The following is a 20,315-nucleotide window of genomic DNA, read 5'->3' on the forward strand; positions in this document are numbered from 1 at the left end:
GCGTAAACTATGATCCGTTTTGAACATGTCGGGTTGCGATATGGCATAGGGCCGGAAGTGCTGAGCGATATTTCGTTCGCGCTTGAACCCGGCTCATTCCATTTTTTAAGTGGCCCCAGCGGTTCGGGTAAAACCTCGCTGATGAACCTGCTCTATCTTGGCCGTCGTCCGACACGTGGCCTGATCAACATGTTCGGCCAGAATATCGGCAGCCTGTCGCGCCAGCAGACCAGCCCCCTGCGTCAACGCATCGGCGTGGTGTTTCAGGATTTCCGTTTGCTGAACCATATGTCCGCGTTTGATAACGTGGCCCTGCCCCTGCGCATTATGGGGCAGCCGGAAAAAGAAATCCGGAATAATCTTGAGGAATTATTGAACTGGGTCGGCCTGGGCGACCAGATGCGCACCCTGCCCAATACCATGTCGGGCGGACAGCAGCAGCGTGTGGCCATTGCACGCGCCGTCATTACCCGCCCGCGCCTGTTGCTGGCTGACGAACCGACCGGGAACCTGGACGATGAAATCGGCTATCGCTTGATGAACCTGTTCGAACAATTGAACCGCATGGGCACCACCATCGTGATCGCGACCCACAACCAGCAAATGATGGATCAATTCGGCCATAACCGCATGATCCTTGAACGCGGATCATTGCGCATTGAACCGGGCACCCGCACACCGCAACACTGGCCCTCTGCCAGTGTCATGGAAGGGGCCGTATAATGACCGCTCCCGCAAAACCGAAAAAGAAACCGTTCAACCTGCGCCGCGAACGCATGCTGGGCCGCGCAACGGAAAAACGCCGCTATGATTTGCCGCTGAACAAGGGGGCAGGATCTGGATTCCTGATGGTCCTGATCGCGTTGATGACATTTCTGGCCATGATGGCCGTGGCGGCGTCCTTTACCCTGTCGGCCATGACGCATCGCTGGTCATCCGGGCTTGAAAACCGTGTGACGGTTGAAATTCCGGCAACGGACATGGATGGCAATTTGCGTGATGCCGACGCCATCAATGACATTGCAGCCAAAGCGCTCAGCATTCTCCACACCCACCCGGCCGTTATCGACAGCCAACGCATGGATGATGCGGAGATTCGCAAACTGGTCGAACCGTGGCTGGGCACAAACCTGTTGAACGATACCATTCCCCTGCCCGCGTTGATTACCGTGGCCCTGCGCCCGGATACGGATGCACCGACCATGGGCCAATTGACCATCAGCCTGCGCAGCGCCGCATCGAATATCCGCGTTGATACACATGAAGAATGGCTGACCGACCTGCTCCGTTTCACGGGTGCCATGCAATTGGGCGCATTGATGATCTCGCTGGTTATTGGCGTAACAACCGTGACCGCCGTGGCCGGGGCCGTGCGTGCGCGTATGGCGGTACACCGGGCCGATGTTGAATTGCTCCACATCATGGGGGCCAGCGATGGATACATCACCAAACAATTCCAGCGCCACGCGCTGATCCTCGCCCTAAAAGGCGGTTTGGCGGGCGCCTTGGCCGGCGCACTGGCAATGGCAATGACGGGATGGGTATCAGGTGAAATGGGTGCGGCCATCCTGCCCGATTTCACGCTAAGCGGTGGGCAGATTGCACTGCTGTGCCTGACCCCGTTGCTGGCCGCCGCCATTGCCACGACAACGGCGCGTTTTACGGTTTTGCGGGTGCTATCAACATTCCCATGACCCACTATACCCCCAGCCCCGTTCCCGTACGCCTGATGAAACTGGCCGGATATAGTCTGGCCGCGGCGTTCTGGTTGTGGATCAGCGGGTATCTCCTGTTCCTTGCGTCTGTATCCCTCACCCGCCCGCATGATCCGGACCGCGCAACCGATGCGATTATTGTCCTGACCGGGGGGCAGAACCGCATTCACACCGGGCTTGAATTGCTGGAACAGGGAAAAGCGGAATATCTGTTTATCTCTGGCGTGAACCCGGATGTATCCATCATGCAGATCGTGCGTCAATGGAAACCGGATATATCCCCCATTCCTTGCTGCATCGTTCTGGGGCACGCCGCCGCCAACACCGAAGAAAACGCGCATGAAAGCAGCCAATGGGTGCGCGGCATGGATATTCAGAGTGTCCGGCTGGTCACGTCGACCTATCATTTACCGCGGGCATGGCTGGAATTTAATCACGCTTTGCCGCGCCACGAAATTCTGGCCCACCCGATCAAATCCCCCGTACTGGAGGATGGCAGCCGCGATTTTCTGAAGCTGGGGTTCAGCGAATATAACAAAACCCTGATGACATGGGTGCGGCAGAATATTTTCGATATGGATCTCTGGCGCGCACAGAAAAACAAAAAAGAACAACAGCAATGAAAAATCTCGAAATTTTCCTGCGCTCCACGGTCTTTAATATTTTATTTTTTGGCGTCACCGCCGTGATGGCGCTGAGCCTTTTGCCAACCGCGCTCTTACCGCGCCGCGTGTTTATGGGCGTTGTCTGGTTGTGGGTTCGCGTTGTTCATGGCCTGGAACGCGTGATCCTGAATCTGGATTACGAAGTGCGCGGTCTGGAACATTTTCCCCGCGACCGTACAGTGATTATCGCCGCCAAACACCAATCGGCATATGAAACATTCAAACTGCACATCCTGTTCAATGACCCGGCGATTGTTCTGAAGCGTGAACTGCTCCGCATTCCGGTCTGGGGGCTGTATTTGTCTAAAATCGACCCGATTGCGATTAACCGGGCCGAACGCGGCGATGCCCTGCGGTCATTGATCGCCGCGCTGGACCATGTGAAGGACCAGCACCGCCCGATCATCATTTTCCCGCAAGGCACACGCGTGAAATATAACGCGACAACCACGGACAAGCCGTACAAAGCCGGCGTCGCCCGCATGGCGTTACAGGGAAACATTCCGATTGTTCCGCTGGCCATGAATACGGGTTTGTTCTGGCCAAAACTCAGCTGGATCAAACGCCCGGGGCGGGTCATTTTTGAATTCCTGCCCCCGATCGCACCAGACGGCTCCGCCGCCGATATCATGCAAAAATTGCAACATGACATTGAGGCCCGTTCAAACGCATTGATGGACGAAGCCCGCGAACAATCCCCATGGTTGCCGCGATGAACAGGCGCATCACACGCTGGACGACACGTATCATCTACGCGCTGTCTGGCCTCATCGTACTTGGTTTTATTGCCTATTGGGCCGCCTTCTATATGATGGCCGGAAAAATCATTGCCCGTACCGTCGCTGACTTAACATTACGCGGATATGATATCACCGCCCACGCCCAACCTGGCGGCTTTCCTGTTATTCCGACACTGACCGGATTCGTCAAACTGACCACGCCCGACGGCATGGTCAGCGTCAGCATTCCCAGCCTGCGCCTGCGCGGATTCTTTATGCCGTACACACGCCTGCGAATTGATGCGGAACTGGGCGTGTATTTAACCGGCCCTGGAACCGATGCCATGTGGCCAACGTGGCGACAAATGGAAAAAGTCCATCTGTCCCTCGACATTCCGCCATCGATTCACGCGGGAATGAATTCCGTTCCCATCCACAATCTTGATATATCGGTGGACCAGTCACGTTTTATTGGCAATGGATTGTTACAATTGGACAGCGCGGGCCAACCCGCCGGCATGATGAATATGCGCATTGTCGGAATTGATCACGTCATTGAGCAGGTTCGCAAGGACGGCACCATAGACAAGCAAAAGGCAATGATGATCAGCACCCTGATGCGCGGATTTGAACAACCCGATCCGGAAACCGGCGCCATGGCGGTCTCTGTGCCGCTGACCCTGCGCGATCGCTGGCTTTATGCCGGGCCGATCATGCTGTGGCAAATCCCGCCCGTTGCACTCGGGCTTTGATCAGGATTCCAACGCCGGTATAACCGGATATCCACCCAGACAGATGCAATTGCCGTCCGTGTTTTCCAGTTTGACCAGAATTTGATCCGTCATTTCGCCATTGGCGATATACCGATCAACCTCGACAAAATGCTGGGTTCGCTCCAGACCTGGATGCCCTTTGCGCGACAACAGGCTGAGCGGTGTAAGCCCCATCGCCTTCAGGCGATCGACAATTCGCGCCCGGCTTATACTGTCATCCAAATCGAGGAACAGGAAGGAATGGTCATTGCCACTGTCATTGAATTTCAGGCATCCGACCACCAGCGCCTTAAATCCCGGACGGGTGCGGCTGTCCACCCCGCTGCCATAGGGCAGGCTGGCCACAATATGGGCGATTTTTTCGGGCGATTCCCCGCGCATATAGGCCCACCACGGCTTCGGATCCTGATCATCCGGCCAGGGCAGGACGGCGAATGTCACCTCCCCCTCCTTCACCATCGACAGGGCGTTCATCGGGTTGGTCATTTTTTGCATTGGCACAACACTGCCAAAATAATTCTTGGCCATGTCCCAGGCTTCGGTCATCTGCTCATCCGGGGCGCAGACAATCACCTTCACATCGGTTTGCAAAAGCGACACAGCCCCGACCAATTCACGCCAGATCCGCACCACGGCATGGCGCGGTAATGCACCATGATGGCGGTCCATCAAACGACGGATCATGACCGCCTCACGATCGGGTTGGATCACCTGAATCTTGTTTCGCCGTTTTTCCTCGCCGATTTTTTTCACCAAATCGGCCCGCTTCATCAGCAGGTCATGCAGATTATTATCGAGATCATCGATTTCACGCCGTAAATCATCAACGCTATCGACCATGGGGAACTCCGGGAGAGAATAAAAACTGGAAGGGATTAACCATAGCAAGGCACATGACGCCCCGCAAGATAAACCGGATTACGGGACGGGCTTATCCCTGCTCTCGCCGCCCGCCGCTCAAGGCATTGGGCACAAGGATGCGCCGACCACGGATTTTAACCTTGGCCGTTTGGGAAACGGTCGTACCCGCATAAAGCTGTTTGCTGAATTCCGCAATATGCAGGCCACATAACCCCGGCATGATCCGCGCCCCGATCCGTTCCATGAACCAGAAGGTCCGCAACATCAGGAATGTGCGCACCGGCGGCAGGAACAATGCCCGCTCGGTCCGTTCATGCACAAAGGAATGATCGCGGAACAATTGCACGATTTGTGATGCCGAAAATGGTTGCCCCTGGCCAAAGGGGGACCAATCCGCCCGCGCCCAGAAGCCCAAACGATTGGGCACAACAACAATAATGCGCCCACTGCTTTTCAGCACGCGCCACAACTCCTGGAGGTTTGGGGACAGGATTTCGGCATGTTCAACGCTGTGCACCAACAAGATGCGATCCACTGATTCCGTTTCCAGTGGCAATTCGGATTCCTCGGCCAGGCACACCAGATTTTTTTCATGGCGCGGCCAGACACGGGCCCCCAGCCGGGCGGGCATGACCGCGATGACACGTTCGGCATCCTTCATATACGGGCGCAGATAGGGTGTGGCATAGCCGCACCCGACAACGCGCAAACCCTTTACATCCGGCCACATGGGAATCAAATGATCGAGCAAAATCCGCCGCACCAGCCGCCCGGATCGGCTGTCGTAAAACGCTTTTAGATCATAGATTGATCCCGTGCTCATCCGCGCCCCAGATAGGTTTCAAGTTGCGGGATCAGTGGCAAGTCGGCCTCCGGCATTGGCAAGGCATACATTTCATGCGGGAACACCCATTTCAAACCCGCATGTTCGTGCATTTGCGGTTCGCCCCGCCACACACGGCACGCATAAAGCGGCATGATCAAATGAAAATCATCGTACCCATGCGACGCCATGCCAATCGGCGTGTAACAGCACGGGCGTGTTTCAACACCCAATTCTTCTTCAATTTCCCGCATCAGGGCGAATTCCGGGGTTTCCCCCTGCTCCATTTTGCCGCCGGGAAATTCCCACAGGCCCGCCATGGATTTGCCCTCGGGCCGTTGTGCCATCAACACGCGCCCATCCGCATCAATCAACGCCGCCGCAACGACAAACACCGTGCGTTTGGGCGCACAGGTCGGGCGCGGTAAGTCCAGCGCCTCTTCACACGAAATCGATTTTTTAACAAAACGGACCATGAACTTCTCTTTCAGACAAACCCCCTCACCATTTTTTGGTGAGGGGGTTTTGTATCGTTTAAACCATCACACCAGAGATTACGGTGTTGCCGGAGCCGGAGTTTCAGCCGGAGTTTCAGCAGGCGCTTCAACCGGGGCCGCCTCAGCAGGTGCGGCTTCAGCAGGCGCGGTGTCCGTCGGTGCCGGGGCAGAATCTGCCTTCGGCGCATCGGCGACAATCGGCTTGCCGTTAATATCGAAGCGTTCAATTTTCGCTTCTTTCTGCCATTCCTGAACCATACGGCCCAGCTCTTCCTGACGCAGCTTGGCTTCGACCTGCGGCTTTACGTCTTCAAAGGCCGGAGCCGGACGGTTGCGTTTGTCCTCCAGCTTGATCACGTGCCAGCCGAATTGGGTTTTCACCGGTGCTTTGGTGTATTCGCCGACTTTCAGAGCGAAGGCCGCATCGGAAAATTCCGGGATCATGTCACCCTTGGTGAAATAACCCAGATCGCCGCCGTTTTCAGCCGTCGGACCCGTGGAGTTTTCGCGGGACAGGGTTTCGAAATCAGCACCGCCATCCAGCTTGGTGATCAGTTCCTTCGCCTTGTCTTCGCTGTCGACCAGGATGTGGCGGGCTTTTACTTCTTCCACTTTGCCCATCTGTTTGACCAGCGAGTCATATTCGGCTTTCAGCTTTGCTTCGCTGATGCCTTTATCCAGTTGGCGTTGGACGTAGATATTACGGACGATCTGCCCCTTGGCCATTTCCATCATTTTTACAACTTCGGGATCTTGCTCCAGCGAAGCGCCAGCGGCCTTCTGGTCAACGATCTTGTTGTTGATGACTTGTTCCTGTGCCATCGGGAATAATTGGTCCAGCGGCATGGCGCGCATGTTTTCCGGCAGAGCGGCAATGAAGCCCAGCACGTCACTGCGGGTCACATCTTCGCCCGCAACTTTGGCAACAACCGGGTTGCCTTGAATGATTTCGCCCGCTGGGGTCTGGATCGTTTCGCCATCAGCCGGTGTCGCCGCGGCGGTATCAGCCGGGGTTTCAGCGGCAGCCGCTGCCGGCTTATCGGTTTCGTTCACACCTTTGCCGGACAGGAATACAAACCCGCCCGCACCAATCGCCAGAACAGCCACAGCCGCCAGTGCGATCACGGTTTTAGATTGGCCTTGTTTGTTTTCAGCAGTCATAAAAGACTCTCCTTGATAGCATTTTTCGTATTACATGAACCATGTACCCGGTCAGACTGACCATGAAAAAGGGCGTAAATATGGTGTGGTGATTCTGGACTCTATAGGGGGTTCAACACAGAATAAAGCCGCCATGTCCGGGTTGTCCCCATCCTATGGGCTAGAAACGAGGTGAAGTTATCCACCGCCCCTCTAGCCTTTCCGTTGACGTGGACGGGGCGGAGTTCTATATCTTCAGTCGTAAAAATGGCGAAAATCCCGTGTTATTGAGGGGTTTCCTCTTATTTTCCATACATCACAAAGGATACGATGTTGCTCGCCCTCGCCCAGAAAATTTTTGGTTCCAGTAATGACCGTATGGTCCGCTCCGTCGCCCGCCATGTTGAGCCGATCAACGCGCTGGAAGCCAAGTACCAAGCCATGTCCGATTCCGAATTGCGGAATCAAACCGCTTTGTTCCGCGACCGATTGGCCAGCGGTGAAAAGCTGGACAATCTTTTGCACGACGCCTTCGCCGTTGTGCGCGAAGCCGCGAAACGTACATTGGGTCAACGCCACTTCGATGTGCAGTTGATGGGTGGCGCGGTTTTGCATTCCGGTAAAATTGCCGAAATGCGTACGGGTGAAGGGAAAACATTGGTGGCCACGCTGGCCGCGTATCTGAACGCCCTGCCCGGCAAAGGCGTGCATGTTGTTACGGTCAACGATTATCTGGCCAAACGTGACGCGGAATGGATGGGCCAGGTTTACCGCTTCCTCGGCCTGACCGTGGGCTGCATCGTGCATGACATGAAGGATCAGGAACGCAAGGCCGCCTACGCCGCCGACATTACCTACGGCACGAACAACGAATTCGGCTTTGACTATCTGCGCGACAACATGAAATACCGCCTGGACGCGATGGTCCAGCGCCCGTTCCATTTCGCCATCGTCGACGAAGTGGACTCCATTCTGGTGGACGAAGCGCGGACACCGTTGATCATCTCCGGCCCAGCCGAAGATTCATCGGAGATGTATACGGCGATCAACAAAATCATTCCGAAACTGGTCGCCGAAGATTTCGACCTGGACGAAAAACAGCGCAGTGTCGCCCTGACCGACCAGGGGACCGAGCATGTTGAAGATTTGTTGCGTCAGGCCGGCATGCTGGAAGAAGGCAGCACAATGTACGACGCCGGGAACGTCACGCTGGTCCACCATGTGAACCAGGCCCTGCGCGCCCATAAACTGTTCGCCCGCGACCGCGATTACATCGTGAAGGATGACAAGGTCATCATCATCGACGAATTCACGGGCCGCATGATGGAAGGCCGCCGCTTCTCCGAAGGTCTGCACCAGGCGCTGGAAGCACGCGAAGGCGTGAAGATCCAGAACGAAAACCAGACGCTGGCCTCCATCACGTTCCAGAACTATTTCCGCATGTATCCCAAACTGGCGGGCATGACCGGTACGGCCATGACCGAAGCGGCGGAATTTGAAGAGATTTACAAACTGGGCGTCGTGGATATTCCCACCAACAATCCGGTGGCCCGTATCGACCACAACGATAAAATCTATAAATCCCTGCGGGAAAAAGAAGATGCCGTTGTGAAGCTGGTTCAGGAATGCCGCGAGCGCAACCAACCGGTTCTGGTCGGCACCGTGTCGATTGAAAAATCGGAACAGCTGTCCGAAAAACTGAAGAAAGCCGGCATCCCGCACAACGTGCTGAACGCCCGCCACCACGAACAGGAAGCGTATATCATTTCCCAAGCCGGTCGCCCCGGCGCGGTGACGATTGCCACCAACATGGCCGGTCGAGGAACCGACATTCAGCTGGGCGGTAACCTGCAAATGCGCATCGCCGCCGAAATTGACGATACATTGCCAGATGATCAGAAACAGGCCCGCATTGCCACCCTCACCGCCGAAATTGAACGCGACCGCGAGATCGTGCGAGCCGCAGGTGGTTTGTATGTGATCGGCACGGAACGTCACGAATCCCGCCGGATTGATAACCAGCTGCGCGGCCGTTCGGGCCGTCAGGGCGACCCCGGTGCCACCATGTTCTTCCTGTCGCTGGAAGATGACCTGATGCGCATTTTCGGCTCCGAAAAAATGGAAATGCTGCTGGGGAACAAGCAAATCGGCCTGCGCGAAGGCGAAGCGCTGGTTCACCCGTGGATTTCCAAGGCGCTGGAACGCGCCCAGGCCCGCGTGGAACAGCAGAACTTCGAAATTCGTAAAAACCTGCTGAAATTCGACAACGTCATGAATGACCAGCGGAAAGTGATTTACGAACAACGCCGCGAAATCATGGATGCCGATGATGTCGAAGACATTGTCGCCGGTATGCGCCATGAAGTGATCGAAGATATGGTTATGCGCCAGATCCCGGCGCAATCCTATGCCGAGCAATGGGACACGGCGACCTTGAAAGCCGAAGTCCTGCGCGTTCTCTCCCTCGACCTGCCGATTGCGGATTGGGCGAAGGAAGAAGGCATTGCCGACAATGAAATCATCGACCGCCTGATCGACGCGTCGGACAAGAAAATGGCCGCCAAGGCCGCCAATGCCGGACCGAAAGTCTGGCGCCAGATGGAGAAAGCCTTCCTGCTCCAACTGCTGGACCAGAATTGGAAGGAGCACCTGCTCAACCTCGACCATTTGCGTCAGGGCATCAATCTGCGCGCCTTCGGCCAGCGTGACCCGCTGAACGAATACAAAACCGAAGCGTTCACGATGTTTGAAATGATGCTGGTGCAATTGCGTGAGAACGTCACCGCGACGCTCAGCCTGCTGGAAATCCGTTCACCGGACGACCTGCAACAAATGGCCCGCGGCCCGCAGGAACCGGACCCGTCCAAATTGCACGAAACACGGGTTGATCCGGCCTCCGCCGAGACATCGGTACCGGATGACAGTGCGGACCAAGCCCAACAAAGACCGATCCGCAATGCCACGTTTAATGCACAGGACCCGTCCACGTGGGGCCAGACCCAACGCAACGCGCCCTGCCCCTGTGGGTCCGGCAAGAAATTCAAGCATTGCCACGGTCAACTCTAAAAACTGACCATGCTGCAACAGGTACCGCGCCCCCTCGACCTCACTTACCGTATGGTGATTGCGGTGGCGCGGCGTACGCCTTTGTCCCGTGGCGGGTTTCGCCGCGCGATCCTCAACTTCATAAAGAGCCGTGTGGACCATCCGATTATCACGGACTTTCGCGGCGTGCCCTTCATCCTGAATCTGGACAACACGACCGAAGCCAAGGCCCTGTTCGGGTATTACAATCTCGATGAACTGAACTTCCTGAATGCCGGGCTGCCGGATACGGGGGCCGTGTTCGTTGATATGGGGGCCAATTCCGGGTTCTTTACCCAGAATTTCCTGGCCCGGACCGAGGGAACGGGCCATGCGCTGGCCATCGAACCCAACCCGAAAATGTGCGCCCGCATCCGTGCCAACTACGACATTCTAAAAGCCCAGAGCAAGACAGGCATGTCCAAACTCAGCCTCGAGCAATGCGCCGTTGGCGATGTCAGCGCTGTGATGGAGCTGGATCTGTCCACCGGTTATGGCGGCGCGCATGTCACGAACGAAAAATCCGCCCATTCCATTACGGTTCAGATTGAACCCTTTGAAACGCTTCTCCGCCGCAATGGAATTGAAAAAATTGACGTGATGAAGGTGGATGTCGAGGGATTTGAAGACCGCGCCCTGATCCCGTTTTTCAAAACGGCACCGCAAAGCCTGTTCCCGAAACATATCATTATCGAACACACATGCCAGGACCGGTGGGTCGGTGATTTGTTTGGCGTAATGACGGATGCCGGGTATCGCACAGTGAAAACAACACGCGGCAATATGTTTTTATCGCGATAATATTACGCGACCTCACCCTTTTTCTTCGGCGGCGTCACACGCACCAGCGTGATCTGGTTCCGGTGTCGGCGAACGATATCAAAGCGGAATCCGTAAAAATTGAACACCTGGCCGATTTCAGGAATTTTCTGCGCCTCGTGCAGGACAAGCCCCGCCAGCGTTGAATAATCTTCGTCTGGCAAATTCCAGTCAAATTCCCGGTTCAGGTCACGAATTGTCACCGTCCCATCAATCAGCAGCGTGCCATTGGGTTGTTTACGCACACCGGCAACACTGATGTCATGTTCATCATCAATATCGCCCACGATTTCTTCCAGAATGTCTTCCAGCGTGATAATCCCCATCAACGACCCATATTCGTCGACAACCAATGCAAAATGCTCCCGGCGTTTGCGGAACTCCTGCAACTGATCAAACAGGGTCGTACTGTTTGGGATAAACCACGGATCGGCGGCCAGCCGCTCGACATCAATGCGGTCAATATTACCGCCTTCGCTTTGCATTTCACGCAACAAAGCCTTGGCATGGATCACACCGACAATATTATCCGCACTGTCCCGCCAGACAGGAATACGGGTATAGGGGCTTTCCAATACCTGCTGGACAATGGCGGCGGATGGCTGGTCCAGGTCAATCGTCATCACATTGCGGCGGTGAATCATAATTTCTTCCACCTCGACATCAGCCAGATCGAGAATAGACCGCAACATGGCGCGTTGTTCCTGCACCTCTTTGTCTTCGCCACTGTGCATTTCAATTGCACCGCGTAGTTCTTCGATATTATTCCCGACATTCACCTGCGTGATATCATGGCCGAACAGACGCAATAATCCACGCACAATCCACGCCACCGCTTCGGTAATCGGTGCCAGAATTTTAATCAATACGTTGATGATTGGGGCAATCGTCATGGCCATGCCGTCGGCATGATAAAACGCATAGGTTTTCGGCAACACTTCAGAGCAGATCAAAACGATCAGCGTCATGGCAATGGTGGCATAGAAAACCCCGGCATCACCGAACAGAACGATTAAAACGCTGGTCGCCAGCGCCGAGGCCATAATGTTGACCAGGTTGTTCCCCAGCAACAGCGCTCCAATCATCCGGTCTTTTTTATCGCGCACATTATTCACCATAATGGCGCGCTTATTGCCTTCCTTGGCCAACGCCGCCATACGCGCCTTGGATGCCGCAGTCAGCGCCGTTTCCGAACCGGAAAAGAACGCCGACAGGCACAACAGGATAAAAATCGCGAAACAGGACAAACCCACAGACATTGTATTTTTCCTACAAAGATTGATTTAAAACAGACAATACATCGTGATCGTCAACGCCACCCCGGACAAAGGCCTGCCCAATCCCGTGCGTCAGTATAAACTGAATCCCCTGATCATTGGCTTTTTTATCGCCGCGCATCCGCTCAAGCAAACTTTTTTCATCCAAGGATAAAGGCAAATCCATATCACGCAGGGTCACAGGCAATTCTACGGTCTGTAAATGCGCGCGCGTACGCGTCACCGTATCATGCGAACAGAGCGACAAGCGCGCCGATAATTCCGTGGCCAGCATCATTCCCACGGCCACCGCCTCGCCATGCAAAACCCGGCCATCATACCCACAGGCGGATTCAATCGCATGGGCGAACGTATGACCAAAATTCAACAAGGCCCGGCGGCCGCCCGCGCGTTCATGCTCATCCTCGGCGACAATCGCGGCCTTGTGCGCGCAGGATGTTTCAACGGCATGGGTAATCGCTTCGGGATCGCGGGTTAAAACCCGTACGCCGTTTTGTTCCAGCCACGCAAAAAATTCCGCATCGCCCAGAAGGCCGTATTTGACAATTTCCGCATACCCCGCGCGCAATTCACGGGCCGGTAACGTATCCAAAACATTAGTGTCACAAAACACCGCCGCAGGTTGATGAAACGCCCCAACCAGATTTTTACCCGCATGCATATTAATTCCGGTTTTCCCACCAACAGAGCTGTCAACCTGCGCCAGCAAGGTCGTCGGCACCTGAACAAAGGGAATGCCGCGCATGATCGTGGCCGCACAGAACCCGGCCAGATCGCCGACAACACCACCACCGACCGCAATCAATACGGACCCGCGATTGACACCGTTTTCCAGCAACCAATCCTGCACCCGTTCAAACCATGCGATCGATTTTGTTGCCTCCCCCGGCGGAAGAGTCATGATGACACCGCCACAAGAACCCGCAACCTGCACCCCGTAGGCTTCGGCATTTTCATCGGTAATGATAAAAAATCGTTTTGCCGCACCGATGGCAGGGGGCAATGAATCCATGATGCTGTTCAGCGCGCCCTGCCCGACATGAATATCGTAGGCGCGATCCCCCAACGGGACATGAACCACACGGTTATTCATTGCACATCCTCCAAAACAGTCTGCAACCCGCGCAAGGTCTGCATCATAATGGCATCATCATCGCCGGACCCGGTATCCACCTGCATCATTGCGCGCGCATAGATGGGATCGCGGATCAGGGATAAGTCCTGTAGAACCTGCTCCGGGTCCCTGCCCGCCAATAACGGGCGTGGACGGCCATTCCGTGTGCGCGCGGCCAGAATGGTTAAATCGGCCCGGACCCAGATGGATATCGACCGGGCCCAGATCATATCCGCCGTTTCGGTTCGCATAATGGCACCGCCCCCGGTGGAAATCACCTGCGCCCCTTGATCCAGCAAACGACGGATCACCCGGGCCTCGCCATCGCGGAAGGCCGGCTCGCCCAACGTTTCAAATATTTCCGGAATGCGCATACCCGCCGCCCGCTCGACCTCGTCATCAGAATCGACGAATGGCAGGCCCAAAACATGGCCCAGACGGCGGCCCAGACGTGATTTTCCGGCCCCCATGGGCCCCACCAGCACGATGGGGCGGTTATTTTTTTTTGTACCGCCGCGATCAGGGCCTCAGGCCCCGTCCTGTCCTGTGGGATAGTATCCATCCCACTCTTATGCCATGGCAGGAATAAAATGAAAATATGGCCCCCACCCTGTTGAATTCAGGCCCCCCTTTGCTACATTGCCCGTATTATGTCGATTCGGGGCTCATCCCCTCAGGTAAGGAGTTTGACCATGCTGAAATGGATTTCACTGGCCGTGTTGCTGATGATCATTGGCGGTTTCGGGTTTGTTGCGTTTACGGATGTCAACGTGCCGCAAACGGAAATCAGCAAGACCGTTCCAAACGACCGTTTTTATAACTGATCCGGTATCGGGGACTGGCGTATCATGATCATCTCGCGAACATTGAAAATTTTCATGCTGGGCGTTGCGGCAATGACCGTCATGGCGGTGCCCGCTTTCGCGAATGACCGCATGGCCGGAACGCAGGGCGGTACCAACCGCCCCGCGCCGGTCAAAACAGAAAAGCCAGAGACCGAAACCGCGAAAAAGCAGGATCAGGCCCAGACCGTCAAATTCACGCCACCGGCAACGTCGTTGCCAAAGTTCAGCTATAAGGTGCTGGAAAGTTACGGCACGCTCAGCGACCCGCTGGGCCCCACGCTGGGCGTTGATATGTGGGCGGGATCGTCACGATCCACCATCGTCAAGGAAATCCCCAACCTGCCCAATGGCCACACCGTGGCCACGATGCAGGATATGACGTTACGCCTGTTACTGACACAGGCCGACAGCACGTTTATTCGCGCCGATGTTGCCCCGGAAAAGGGCAACGACCTGATGACGTTGCGCCTGCAAAAGCTGCTGGATATTGGCGCGTATAAATCGGCGATGGATTTATATACACAGATTGCGGGCGAGCCTTATCACGAAAAACTGGCCCGCGCGGGCATTACCGCCATGCTGTATAATGGCGAGACGGGCTTGGCCTGCCTTGAATTTCGCGCCGTCCAAAAACGCATGATGGACAACCCCGACGACATGTCCGCCGATGACATGACGTGGTGGACCGCCATGGCCCCGATTTGTGACGCCATTCAGGCCCGCATGATCAACCCAAAGGCCGATGATTTCAAAATTGATGAAGCCGCATTGGGTGAGAGCAAAATTCTCAATCAATTGCTCTCCCGCAAAGATTTCAAACTGGGCATCAGCGACGTTGAAGATTTCGCCGCACTGAATGGCCTTGAGCGTTCCGTTCTGGCAGGCCTGCGCCGTTATGATTTCAACCGCCTGAAACTGCGCGATGTGGGTGCGGTGGATGGTTCCGTTTTGATGATTATGGTCGAAGACCCGACAATGCCGGCCCGCCTGCGCGCACCGCTGATGGTTGAGACCCTGCACCGCGGGTTGGTCCACACGGACCGCCTGATCGCATTGTACGAGGACACAGCCGTCGACAGCGGATCGCTGGGCGATGTCGCCCAATCGTGGCGGTCATTAAAAGACGCATCCAAAGCCACGCTGGATTCAAGCCTGCCTGGCCTGATGAATTTTGACACCCGCACACCCATGGCCGCCTACTATCCGTTTGCCGAGGCGTTAAGCAAGGCCAGCCCGGAGGGCTTCTCTGGCCGGGCGCTGGATAACGGCCTGCGAGTCATGATGTTGGCCGGAGTAACCCCGCCGGAACGCTGGGTTAAGGCCTGGAATGCCCGCGAATCAGTGTCCGAATCACCCTCCACCGAATCATATGAATTGGGGGCCGGAATTGCCGTTTTGGGAAATAATTCACGCCTTTTGGATATTTTTAATAGTGACGCCGCCAAGGCCCATTTCGCCACCCCGGAAAGCCAAAAAGACAAGGAAATCCTTGCTGTTTTTAGTGGACTTGGGCTGGAAAATGTATTACATAACACGGACAACTCCGATGCTTATGAAAAATTGTTTGACTTGACAGCCCCTAACGATTATGTAATGCCGTTAGGTGGCTTGTTAGAACAGCTCGGCAGAGCCGCCGAAGATCAGCGGCTTGGTGAGACAGTACTGCTAGCCTCTGTGATCCTGAACGATATGGCCCGGGCCCCGGACAAGGTCCACCCCGGCGTTATCCGCGAGGTTCTCAGAAGTTTAGTAACAGTGGGGTTCAAAAAAGAAGCACATGATCTGGCTCTTGCAGTCATTCTGGGCTTAGACGAATTAAAATAGGAGATATATTAAAATGGCTCGTCCTGGTCGTCCGGCAATGCCGAAACCGAAACTTCACCCGCTCGTGGACTCGTTCCTCGACATGCTCACGACTGAGCGCGGGGCCGCAATGAACACACGCCAGGCCTACTGGCGCGATCTGGCTGACTTCAGCCTGTATCTGCGCGACAAAGCCAGCAAAGAGATCGTCGATGCCAGCAACGACGAAATCAAATCCTATTTGAGAGACCTCGGTGACAAGATGCACGTGAAGGGCCAGAACACGGCTCAGATCGCAACCCGTACGGTTGCCCGTCGCCTGTCCGCCCTGCGCCAGTTCTACCGCTATCTGGTATCGGAAAACATCCGCAAGGATGACCCGACCTCCGCGATCGAAAGCCCGAAACAAGGCCGTACGCTGCCGAAGACTCTGTCCGAGTCCGAAGTCAGCAACCTGATCAAAGCGGCTGCCATTGGCGGCGGTGCGGACAGCCTGCGCCTGGTTTGCCTGCTGGAAATGCTGTATGCCACCGGCCTGCGCGTTTCTGAACTGGTTGGCCTGCCGCTGTCGTCCATCAACGATGACCGTCAGTTCCTGATGGTTGAAGGTAAAGGCGGTCGTGAACGTATGGTTCCGCTGTCCGAACCGGCACAAAAATCTCTGGAAAAATATCTGGATGTCCGTCAGCAATTCGTTGCCTCCGACGACAAAGGCACCCAGGGCCAGTGGCTGTTCCCGTCCCGTACGTCGGAAAGCGGTCACCTGACCCGTCAGCGCTTCGCGCAACTGTTGAAAGATCTGGCTGATACAGCCGGTATCGATGCAGACCGCGTCAGCCCGCACATCCTGCGCCACGCTTTCGCGACGCACTTGTTGAACAACGGTGCCGACCTGCGCGCGGTACAGAAAATGCTGGGCCACGCCGACATTGCCACGACCCAGATCTACACGCACATTGTGGGTGAAAAGGCCAAGAAAACGGTCGAAGAAAAGCACCCGCTGGGCCAAAAGGTCGTCGGCGCCTAATTGACCCGGGTTAGAGTTTTATACTCTCCTTTGGCATCAATAGGTTAAGCAAGAATATAGAACAGGCTGACAATTGAATTTGTCAGCCTGTTCTGCTATCACAATGGACCTTCTAACCTGTATGTAAGGAAGACCTATGAGCAGACTTGATTTCGAAAAACCGGTTCTGGAACTGGAGGCAAAGATTGCGGAACTGCGCAACACCAGCAGCAGCACATCCGTCAATGTCGCCGAAGAAATCAAACGCATGCAGGACAAGTCCGCGCGTTTGCTGCAACAAACCTATGGCAAGCTGACCCCCGTGCAAAAGGTGCAGGTCGCCCGTCATCAGGACCGCCCGCACTTCCTGGATTACGTCGACTCCATGATCGACGATTTCACGCCGCTGGCCGGTGACCGTCGCTTTGCCGAAGATCAGGCGCTGATCGGTGGCCTGGGTCGCTTCCGTGGCCGCTCCGTTGTTGTGATGGGCCAGGAAAAAGGCAACACGACCGAAGCCCGCATTCGCCACAATTTCGGCATGGCCCGCCCCGAAGGCTACCGCAAGGCCCAACGCCTGATGGAAATGGCCGATCAATTCCAATTGCCGATCATCACGCTGGTTGATACCGCTGGCGCGTATCCGGGCGTGGGCGCGGAAGAACGCGGCCAGGCCGAAGCCATCGCAAAATCCATTGAGACCTGCCTGCGCGTACGCACCCCGATCGTATCGGTTGTGATTGGCGAAGGTGGTTCAGGTGGCGCGATTGCCATCGCAACGGCAGACAAAGTCTACATGCTGGAACATTCCATCTATTCCGTGATTTCACCGGAAGGATGCGCGTCCATCCTGTGGCGCAGTGCCGAACACGCACAGGACGCCGCAACCGCCCTGAAACTGACGTCGGAAGACATGCTGGGCCTGAAACTGATCGATGGCATTATCGGCGAACCTGTGGGCGGCGCACACCGTCACAAGGACGAAACGATTGAAAGCGTCGCCAGCCAGATCGACAAAGCCCTGAACACCATGACCCCGTGGGATGGTGACAAGCTGATCAAATCCCGCCGCGCCAAATATCTGGCGATGGGCCGGGCATAATGACATTCGGCGTAATGACACCGGACGATATCAAAAAGACCGTTCAGGACACGTTCGAACAATACGGAACGATGGGGCTGGATGCGTTTAAAAACCGCTTCCCGGCCAAAGCCGTGCCGGGTATCAGCCATCTGTGCGTTGAATTTACGGATGAGGAAACCTACGCCGCTTGCGCCGCGCAGGCCCAGGAATGGGGTTCGGTCTCCGTTCGCCCGTATAATGGGCGTGACATCACGTGGTGCCGATTGAAACAACCCTTCGTGCATGGCGATTTGACGCTGTACTGGCTGGAACTGCTCCAGCCCGTGAACGAACCGAATGATTTTAACGGTGTAACATCCATCGTCTATGCCGGCGACCACATGGAACGGGTTGAAAAACTCCCCGGACCGAAGAACGCCCCCATTCGTTTCCGCTACCAGAAATTCAGCGCCGAGACACTGGCCCGATAAAAAGCACATAAACAAAAACCGGATCAAACGATCCGGTTTTTTAACGCCAGCGCCACATGTTTTAAACGCTCTGCCTAGAACGCCGGGGCCACATGGTGCCACCCGGTCCCATTGCAATATTGCACTTTGTTGTGCGTGGTGTTGAAAATGATATCCCCTTCAACCCCCGCCGGGTTTGCACACCCGGCCCCGGTCGCCCCCAATGTCGGCCCCACCGCATGCCACACGGCCCCATCGCAATATTGCAGAACATGATGGGTTGCGTTGTAAACAATATCCCCAACCACACCGTCCGGCGCCGTGCACGGGCCGGAACCACCGGAGCCACCGCCGCCGGAGCCAAAAGATCCCCAAGACGCCTCGACCAGCGCAGGCGTCAATTGATTCCCTGATGTTGTTCCAATCCCAGTCGCACCATTTGTATTGGTACCCCAACAATAAAGATCAGATCCACGCAACCCGCAGGCATTACTGATGGCAAGTGCGACAGTGTTCCAATCTGTGTTTGTGCCGACTTGGGTGGGAACATTCGTACTGCCAGATATTAGTCCCTGCCCTGTAACACCGCTGTTATTCGCACCCCAACAATACAGCGCTCCATCCCGTAAACCACAAGAGGCCAATATCCCTGTTGCAACAAAATCCCAATTCGTTTCTGTTCCTATTTTTGTTGGGGTTGTGGTGTTCCCCGATGTTGTTCCCCGCCCCGTCATGCCGTTTCCATTGCTTCCCCAACAATAAAGTTCGCCCGCACGGATTCCGCAACTAAACTGATTTCCTGCCGTAATTTTTTCCCAATCTGTATCTGTTCCCACTTTTGTGGGCACCAGCGTTTCGCCCGATGTCAATCCGCGCCCCGTAGCCGCGCCACCATTACTTCCCCAGCAATAAAGCTCTCCTGTGCCGCGCAAGCCACATGTATGGGCCGTGCCACCTGCAACATCGGTCCAGTCTGTTGCCGTTCCGATCTGTGTCGGAGTTGTTATATTCCCCGCAGAAACATAGCCAACACCGATTTGCCCGTATCCATTATAGCCCCAGCAATAAAGAGCTCCGCCACGAATAGCACATGCATGATACGTCCCGGAATGTACAAGGTCCCAGTCTGTAAAACTTCCAACCTGAATGGGTGTTGTCTGAACCCCTGATGTTGAGCTTGGGCTGGGAATATTACGCGCACGCGACCCCCAACAATACAGAACTTTGTCACGCAACCCACATGTGGAAAATTCTAACAATCCCCGGGTCGATGAAACTTGTGTCCAGTCGCTTTCAATGCCCACTTGAGCAGGCGTTGATTGTATGCCTGATGTCGTTCCCAACCCGGTCGAGCCATCAGCGTTGCTGCCCCAGCAATATAATTCTCCGCCTGGCTTGCGCGCACAGGCAGAGTTCCCGCCCACCGTTATCGCATTAACGCCGGAAGACGCCGCATTTTCCTTCAAAAAATTCCGCCAGTTCGTCCCATCGCAATACGCTGGCCGCTCCGCCGTTTCATTCCAAATGACATCACCCGCCACGCCCGCAGGGCTGGCGCAATCGGCATAGGCCGGAGCCAATGGCCAGAACAAAAACAGCAAAACCGTTAAAAGCTGAATGATACGCATCATATACACTGTC

The 20,315-nt window shown here is 55.5% G+C and carries 20 protein-coding genes; 12 read left to right on the forward strand and 8 right to left on the reverse strand.

The annotated features are described in order from the left end of the window. Positions 1–9 precede the first annotated feature (9 nt). The 5 genes from ftsE to A11S_RS06625 are packed head-to-tail and all read left to right on the forward strand — an operon-like array spanning position 10 to position 3,851. The gene (gene ftsE, locus A11S_RS06605; protein WP_015467724.1) at positions 10–723 is read left to right on the forward strand and encodes a cell division ATP-binding protein FtsE; all 714 of its coding nucleotides are present in this window, start codon (positions 10–12) and stop codon (positions 721–723) included. Continuing rightward, positions 723–1,694: a cell division protein FtsX gene (locus A11S_RS06610; protein WP_015467725.1), complete on the forward strand. Its 972-nt coding sequence runs from the start codon at positions 723–725 to the stop codon at positions 1,692–1,694. Before ftsE ends, A11S_RS06610 begins: the two co-directional genes overlap by 1 nt. Then, the gene (locus tag A11S_RS06615; protein ID WP_015467726.1) at positions 1,691–2,338 is read left to right on the forward strand and encodes a YdcF family protein; all 648 of its coding nucleotides are present in this window, start codon (positions 1,691–1,693) and stop codon (positions 2,336–2,338) included. Before A11S_RS06610 ends, A11S_RS06615 begins: the two co-directional genes overlap by 4 nt. Continuing rightward, positions 2,335–3,096 carry a lysophospholipid acyltransferase family protein gene (locus tag A11S_RS06620; protein ID WP_015467727.1) on the forward strand — a complete coding sequence of 254 codons (762 nt, stop codon included), beginning with the start codon at positions 2,335–2,337 and terminating at the stop codon, positions 3,094–3,096. The genes A11S_RS06615 and A11S_RS06620 overlap by 4 nt, the downstream gene beginning before the upstream one ends. Continuing rightward, positions 3,093–3,851, forward strand: a complete 759-nt coding sequence (locus A11S_RS06625; protein WP_041803042.1) for a DUF2125 domain-containing protein — start codon at positions 3,093–3,095, stop codon at positions 3,849–3,851. The genes A11S_RS06620 and A11S_RS06625 overlap by 4 nt, the downstream gene beginning before the upstream one ends. On the opposite strand, the gene A11S_RS06630 is transcribed toward A11S_RS06625, so the two are convergent. The 4 genes from A11S_RS06630 to A11S_RS06645 form a co-directional block, all read right to left on the reverse strand. Then, positions 3,852–4,712: a chorismate mutase gene (locus tag A11S_RS06630; RefSeq protein WP_015467729.1), complete on the reverse strand. Its 861-nt coding sequence runs from the start codon at positions 4,710–4,712 to the stop codon at positions 3,852–3,854. A gap of 91 nt (positions 4,713–4,803) precedes the next feature. Next, positions 4,804–5,556, reverse strand: coding sequence for a class I SAM-dependent methyltransferase (locus A11S_RS06635; RefSeq protein WP_015467730.1), 753 nt, complete (start codon positions 5,554–5,556; stop codon positions 4,804–4,806). Further along, positions 5,553–6,032, reverse strand: a complete 480-nt coding sequence (locus A11S_RS06640) for a (deoxy)nucleoside triphosphate pyrophosphohydrolase (RefSeq protein WP_015467731.1) — start codon at positions 6,030–6,032, stop codon at positions 5,553–5,555. The genes A11S_RS06635 and A11S_RS06640 overlap by 4 nt, the downstream gene beginning before the upstream one ends. Before the next feature lie 78 nt (positions 6,033–6,110). Then, on the reverse strand, positions 6,111–7,214 hold the full coding sequence (locus A11S_RS06645) for a peptidylprolyl isomerase (RefSeq protein ID WP_015467732.1): 1,104 nt from the start codon (positions 7,212–7,214) through the stop codon (positions 6,111–6,113). A gap of 309 nt (positions 7,215–7,523) precedes the next feature. On the opposite strand from A11S_RS06645, the gene secA reads away from it, so the two are divergent. Together secA and A11S_RS06655 are read left to right on the forward strand one after the other, a co-directional pair. Beyond that, positions 7,524–10,259 (forward strand): preprotein translocase subunit SecA, encoded by a 2,736-nt coding sequence (gene secA / locus A11S_RS06650; protein WP_015467733.1) that lies wholly within the window; start codon positions 7,524–7,526, stop codon positions 10,257–10,259. A 9-nt stretch (positions 10,260–10,268) separates the two neighbouring features. Then, positions 10,269–11,078, forward strand: a complete 810-nt coding sequence (locus tag A11S_RS06655; RefSeq protein WP_041802545.1) for an FkbM family methyltransferase — start codon at positions 10,269–10,271, stop codon at positions 11,076–11,078. A gap of 2 nt (positions 11,079–11,080) precedes the next feature. Here the strand turns inward: A11S_RS06655 and A11S_RS06660 are convergent, their stop codons facing one another. From A11S_RS06660 to A11S_RS06670, 3 genes are read right to left on the reverse strand one after another with little or no spacing between them, the layout of a single operon-like run. Continuing rightward, a complete protein-coding gene (locus A11S_RS06660) occupies positions 11,081–12,355 on the reverse strand; it encodes an HlyC/CorC family transporter (protein WP_015467735.1) in 1,275 nt (424 codons plus the stop codon). Between the two features lie 10 nt (positions 12,356–12,365). Then, positions 12,366–13,466: a 3-dehydroquinate synthase gene (aroB, locus tag A11S_RS06665; RefSeq protein WP_015467736.1), complete on the reverse strand. Its 1,101-nt coding sequence runs from the start codon at positions 13,464–13,466 to the stop codon at positions 12,366–12,368. Further along, positions 13,463–13,957 (reverse strand): shikimate kinase, encoded by a 495-nt coding sequence (locus tag A11S_RS06670; RefSeq protein ID WP_015467737.1) that lies wholly within the window; start codon positions 13,955–13,957, stop codon positions 13,463–13,465. The genes aroB and A11S_RS06670 overlap by 4 nt, the downstream gene beginning before the upstream one ends. 222 nt (positions 13,958–14,179) lie before the next feature. Between A11S_RS06670 and A11S_RS12155 the strand changes: the two genes are divergently transcribed. The 5 genes from A11S_RS12155 (at position 14,180) to A11S_RS06690 (ending at position 18,695) form a co-directional block, all read left to right on the forward strand. Further along, the gene (locus A11S_RS12155; RefSeq protein WP_015467738.1) at positions 14,180–14,311 is read left to right on the forward strand and encodes a hypothetical protein; all 132 of its coding nucleotides are present in this window, start codon (positions 14,180–14,182) and stop codon (positions 14,309–14,311) included. A 24-nt stretch (positions 14,312–14,335) separates the two neighbouring features. Next, positions 14,336–16,156 (forward strand): hypothetical protein, encoded by a 1,821-nt coding sequence (locus tag A11S_RS06675; RefSeq protein ID WP_015467739.1) that lies wholly within the window; start codon positions 14,336–14,338, stop codon positions 16,154–16,156. A 13-nt stretch (positions 16,157–16,169) separates the two neighbouring features. Beyond that, positions 16,170–17,162 carry a site-specific tyrosine recombinase XerD gene (xerD, locus tag A11S_RS06680; RefSeq protein WP_081604767.1) on the forward strand — a complete coding sequence of 331 codons (993 nt, stop codon included), beginning with the start codon at positions 16,170–16,172 and terminating at the stop codon, positions 17,160–17,162. A 136-nt stretch (positions 17,163–17,298) separates the two neighbouring features. Next, positions 17,299–18,243 (forward strand): acetyl-CoA carboxylase carboxyltransferase subunit alpha, encoded by a 945-nt coding sequence (locus A11S_RS06685; RefSeq protein WP_015467741.1) that lies wholly within the window; start codon positions 17,299–17,301, stop codon positions 18,241–18,243. Then, a complete protein-coding gene (locus tag A11S_RS06690) occupies positions 18,243–18,695 on the forward strand; it encodes a hypothetical protein (protein WP_015467742.1) in 453 nt (150 codons plus the stop codon). Before A11S_RS06685 ends, A11S_RS06690 begins: the two co-directional genes overlap by 1 nt. A gap of 74 nt (positions 18,696–18,769) precedes the next feature. Here A11S_RS06690 and A11S_RS06695 read toward each other — a convergent pair whose 3' ends face one another. Continuing rightward, on the reverse strand, positions 18,770–20,305 hold the full coding sequence (locus tag A11S_RS06695) for an RCC1 domain-containing protein (RefSeq protein ID WP_235067428.1): 1,536 nt from the start codon (positions 20,303–20,305) through the stop codon (positions 18,770–18,772). Positions 20,306–20,315: the final 10 nt, after the last annotated feature.

This window comes from Micavibrio aeruginosavorus EPB, from assembly GCF_000348745.1.
In the GTDB taxonomy this organism is placed as follows: Bacteria; Pseudomonadota; Alphaproteobacteria; order Micavibrionales; family Micavibrionaceae; genus Micavibrio; species Micavibrio aeruginosavorus_A.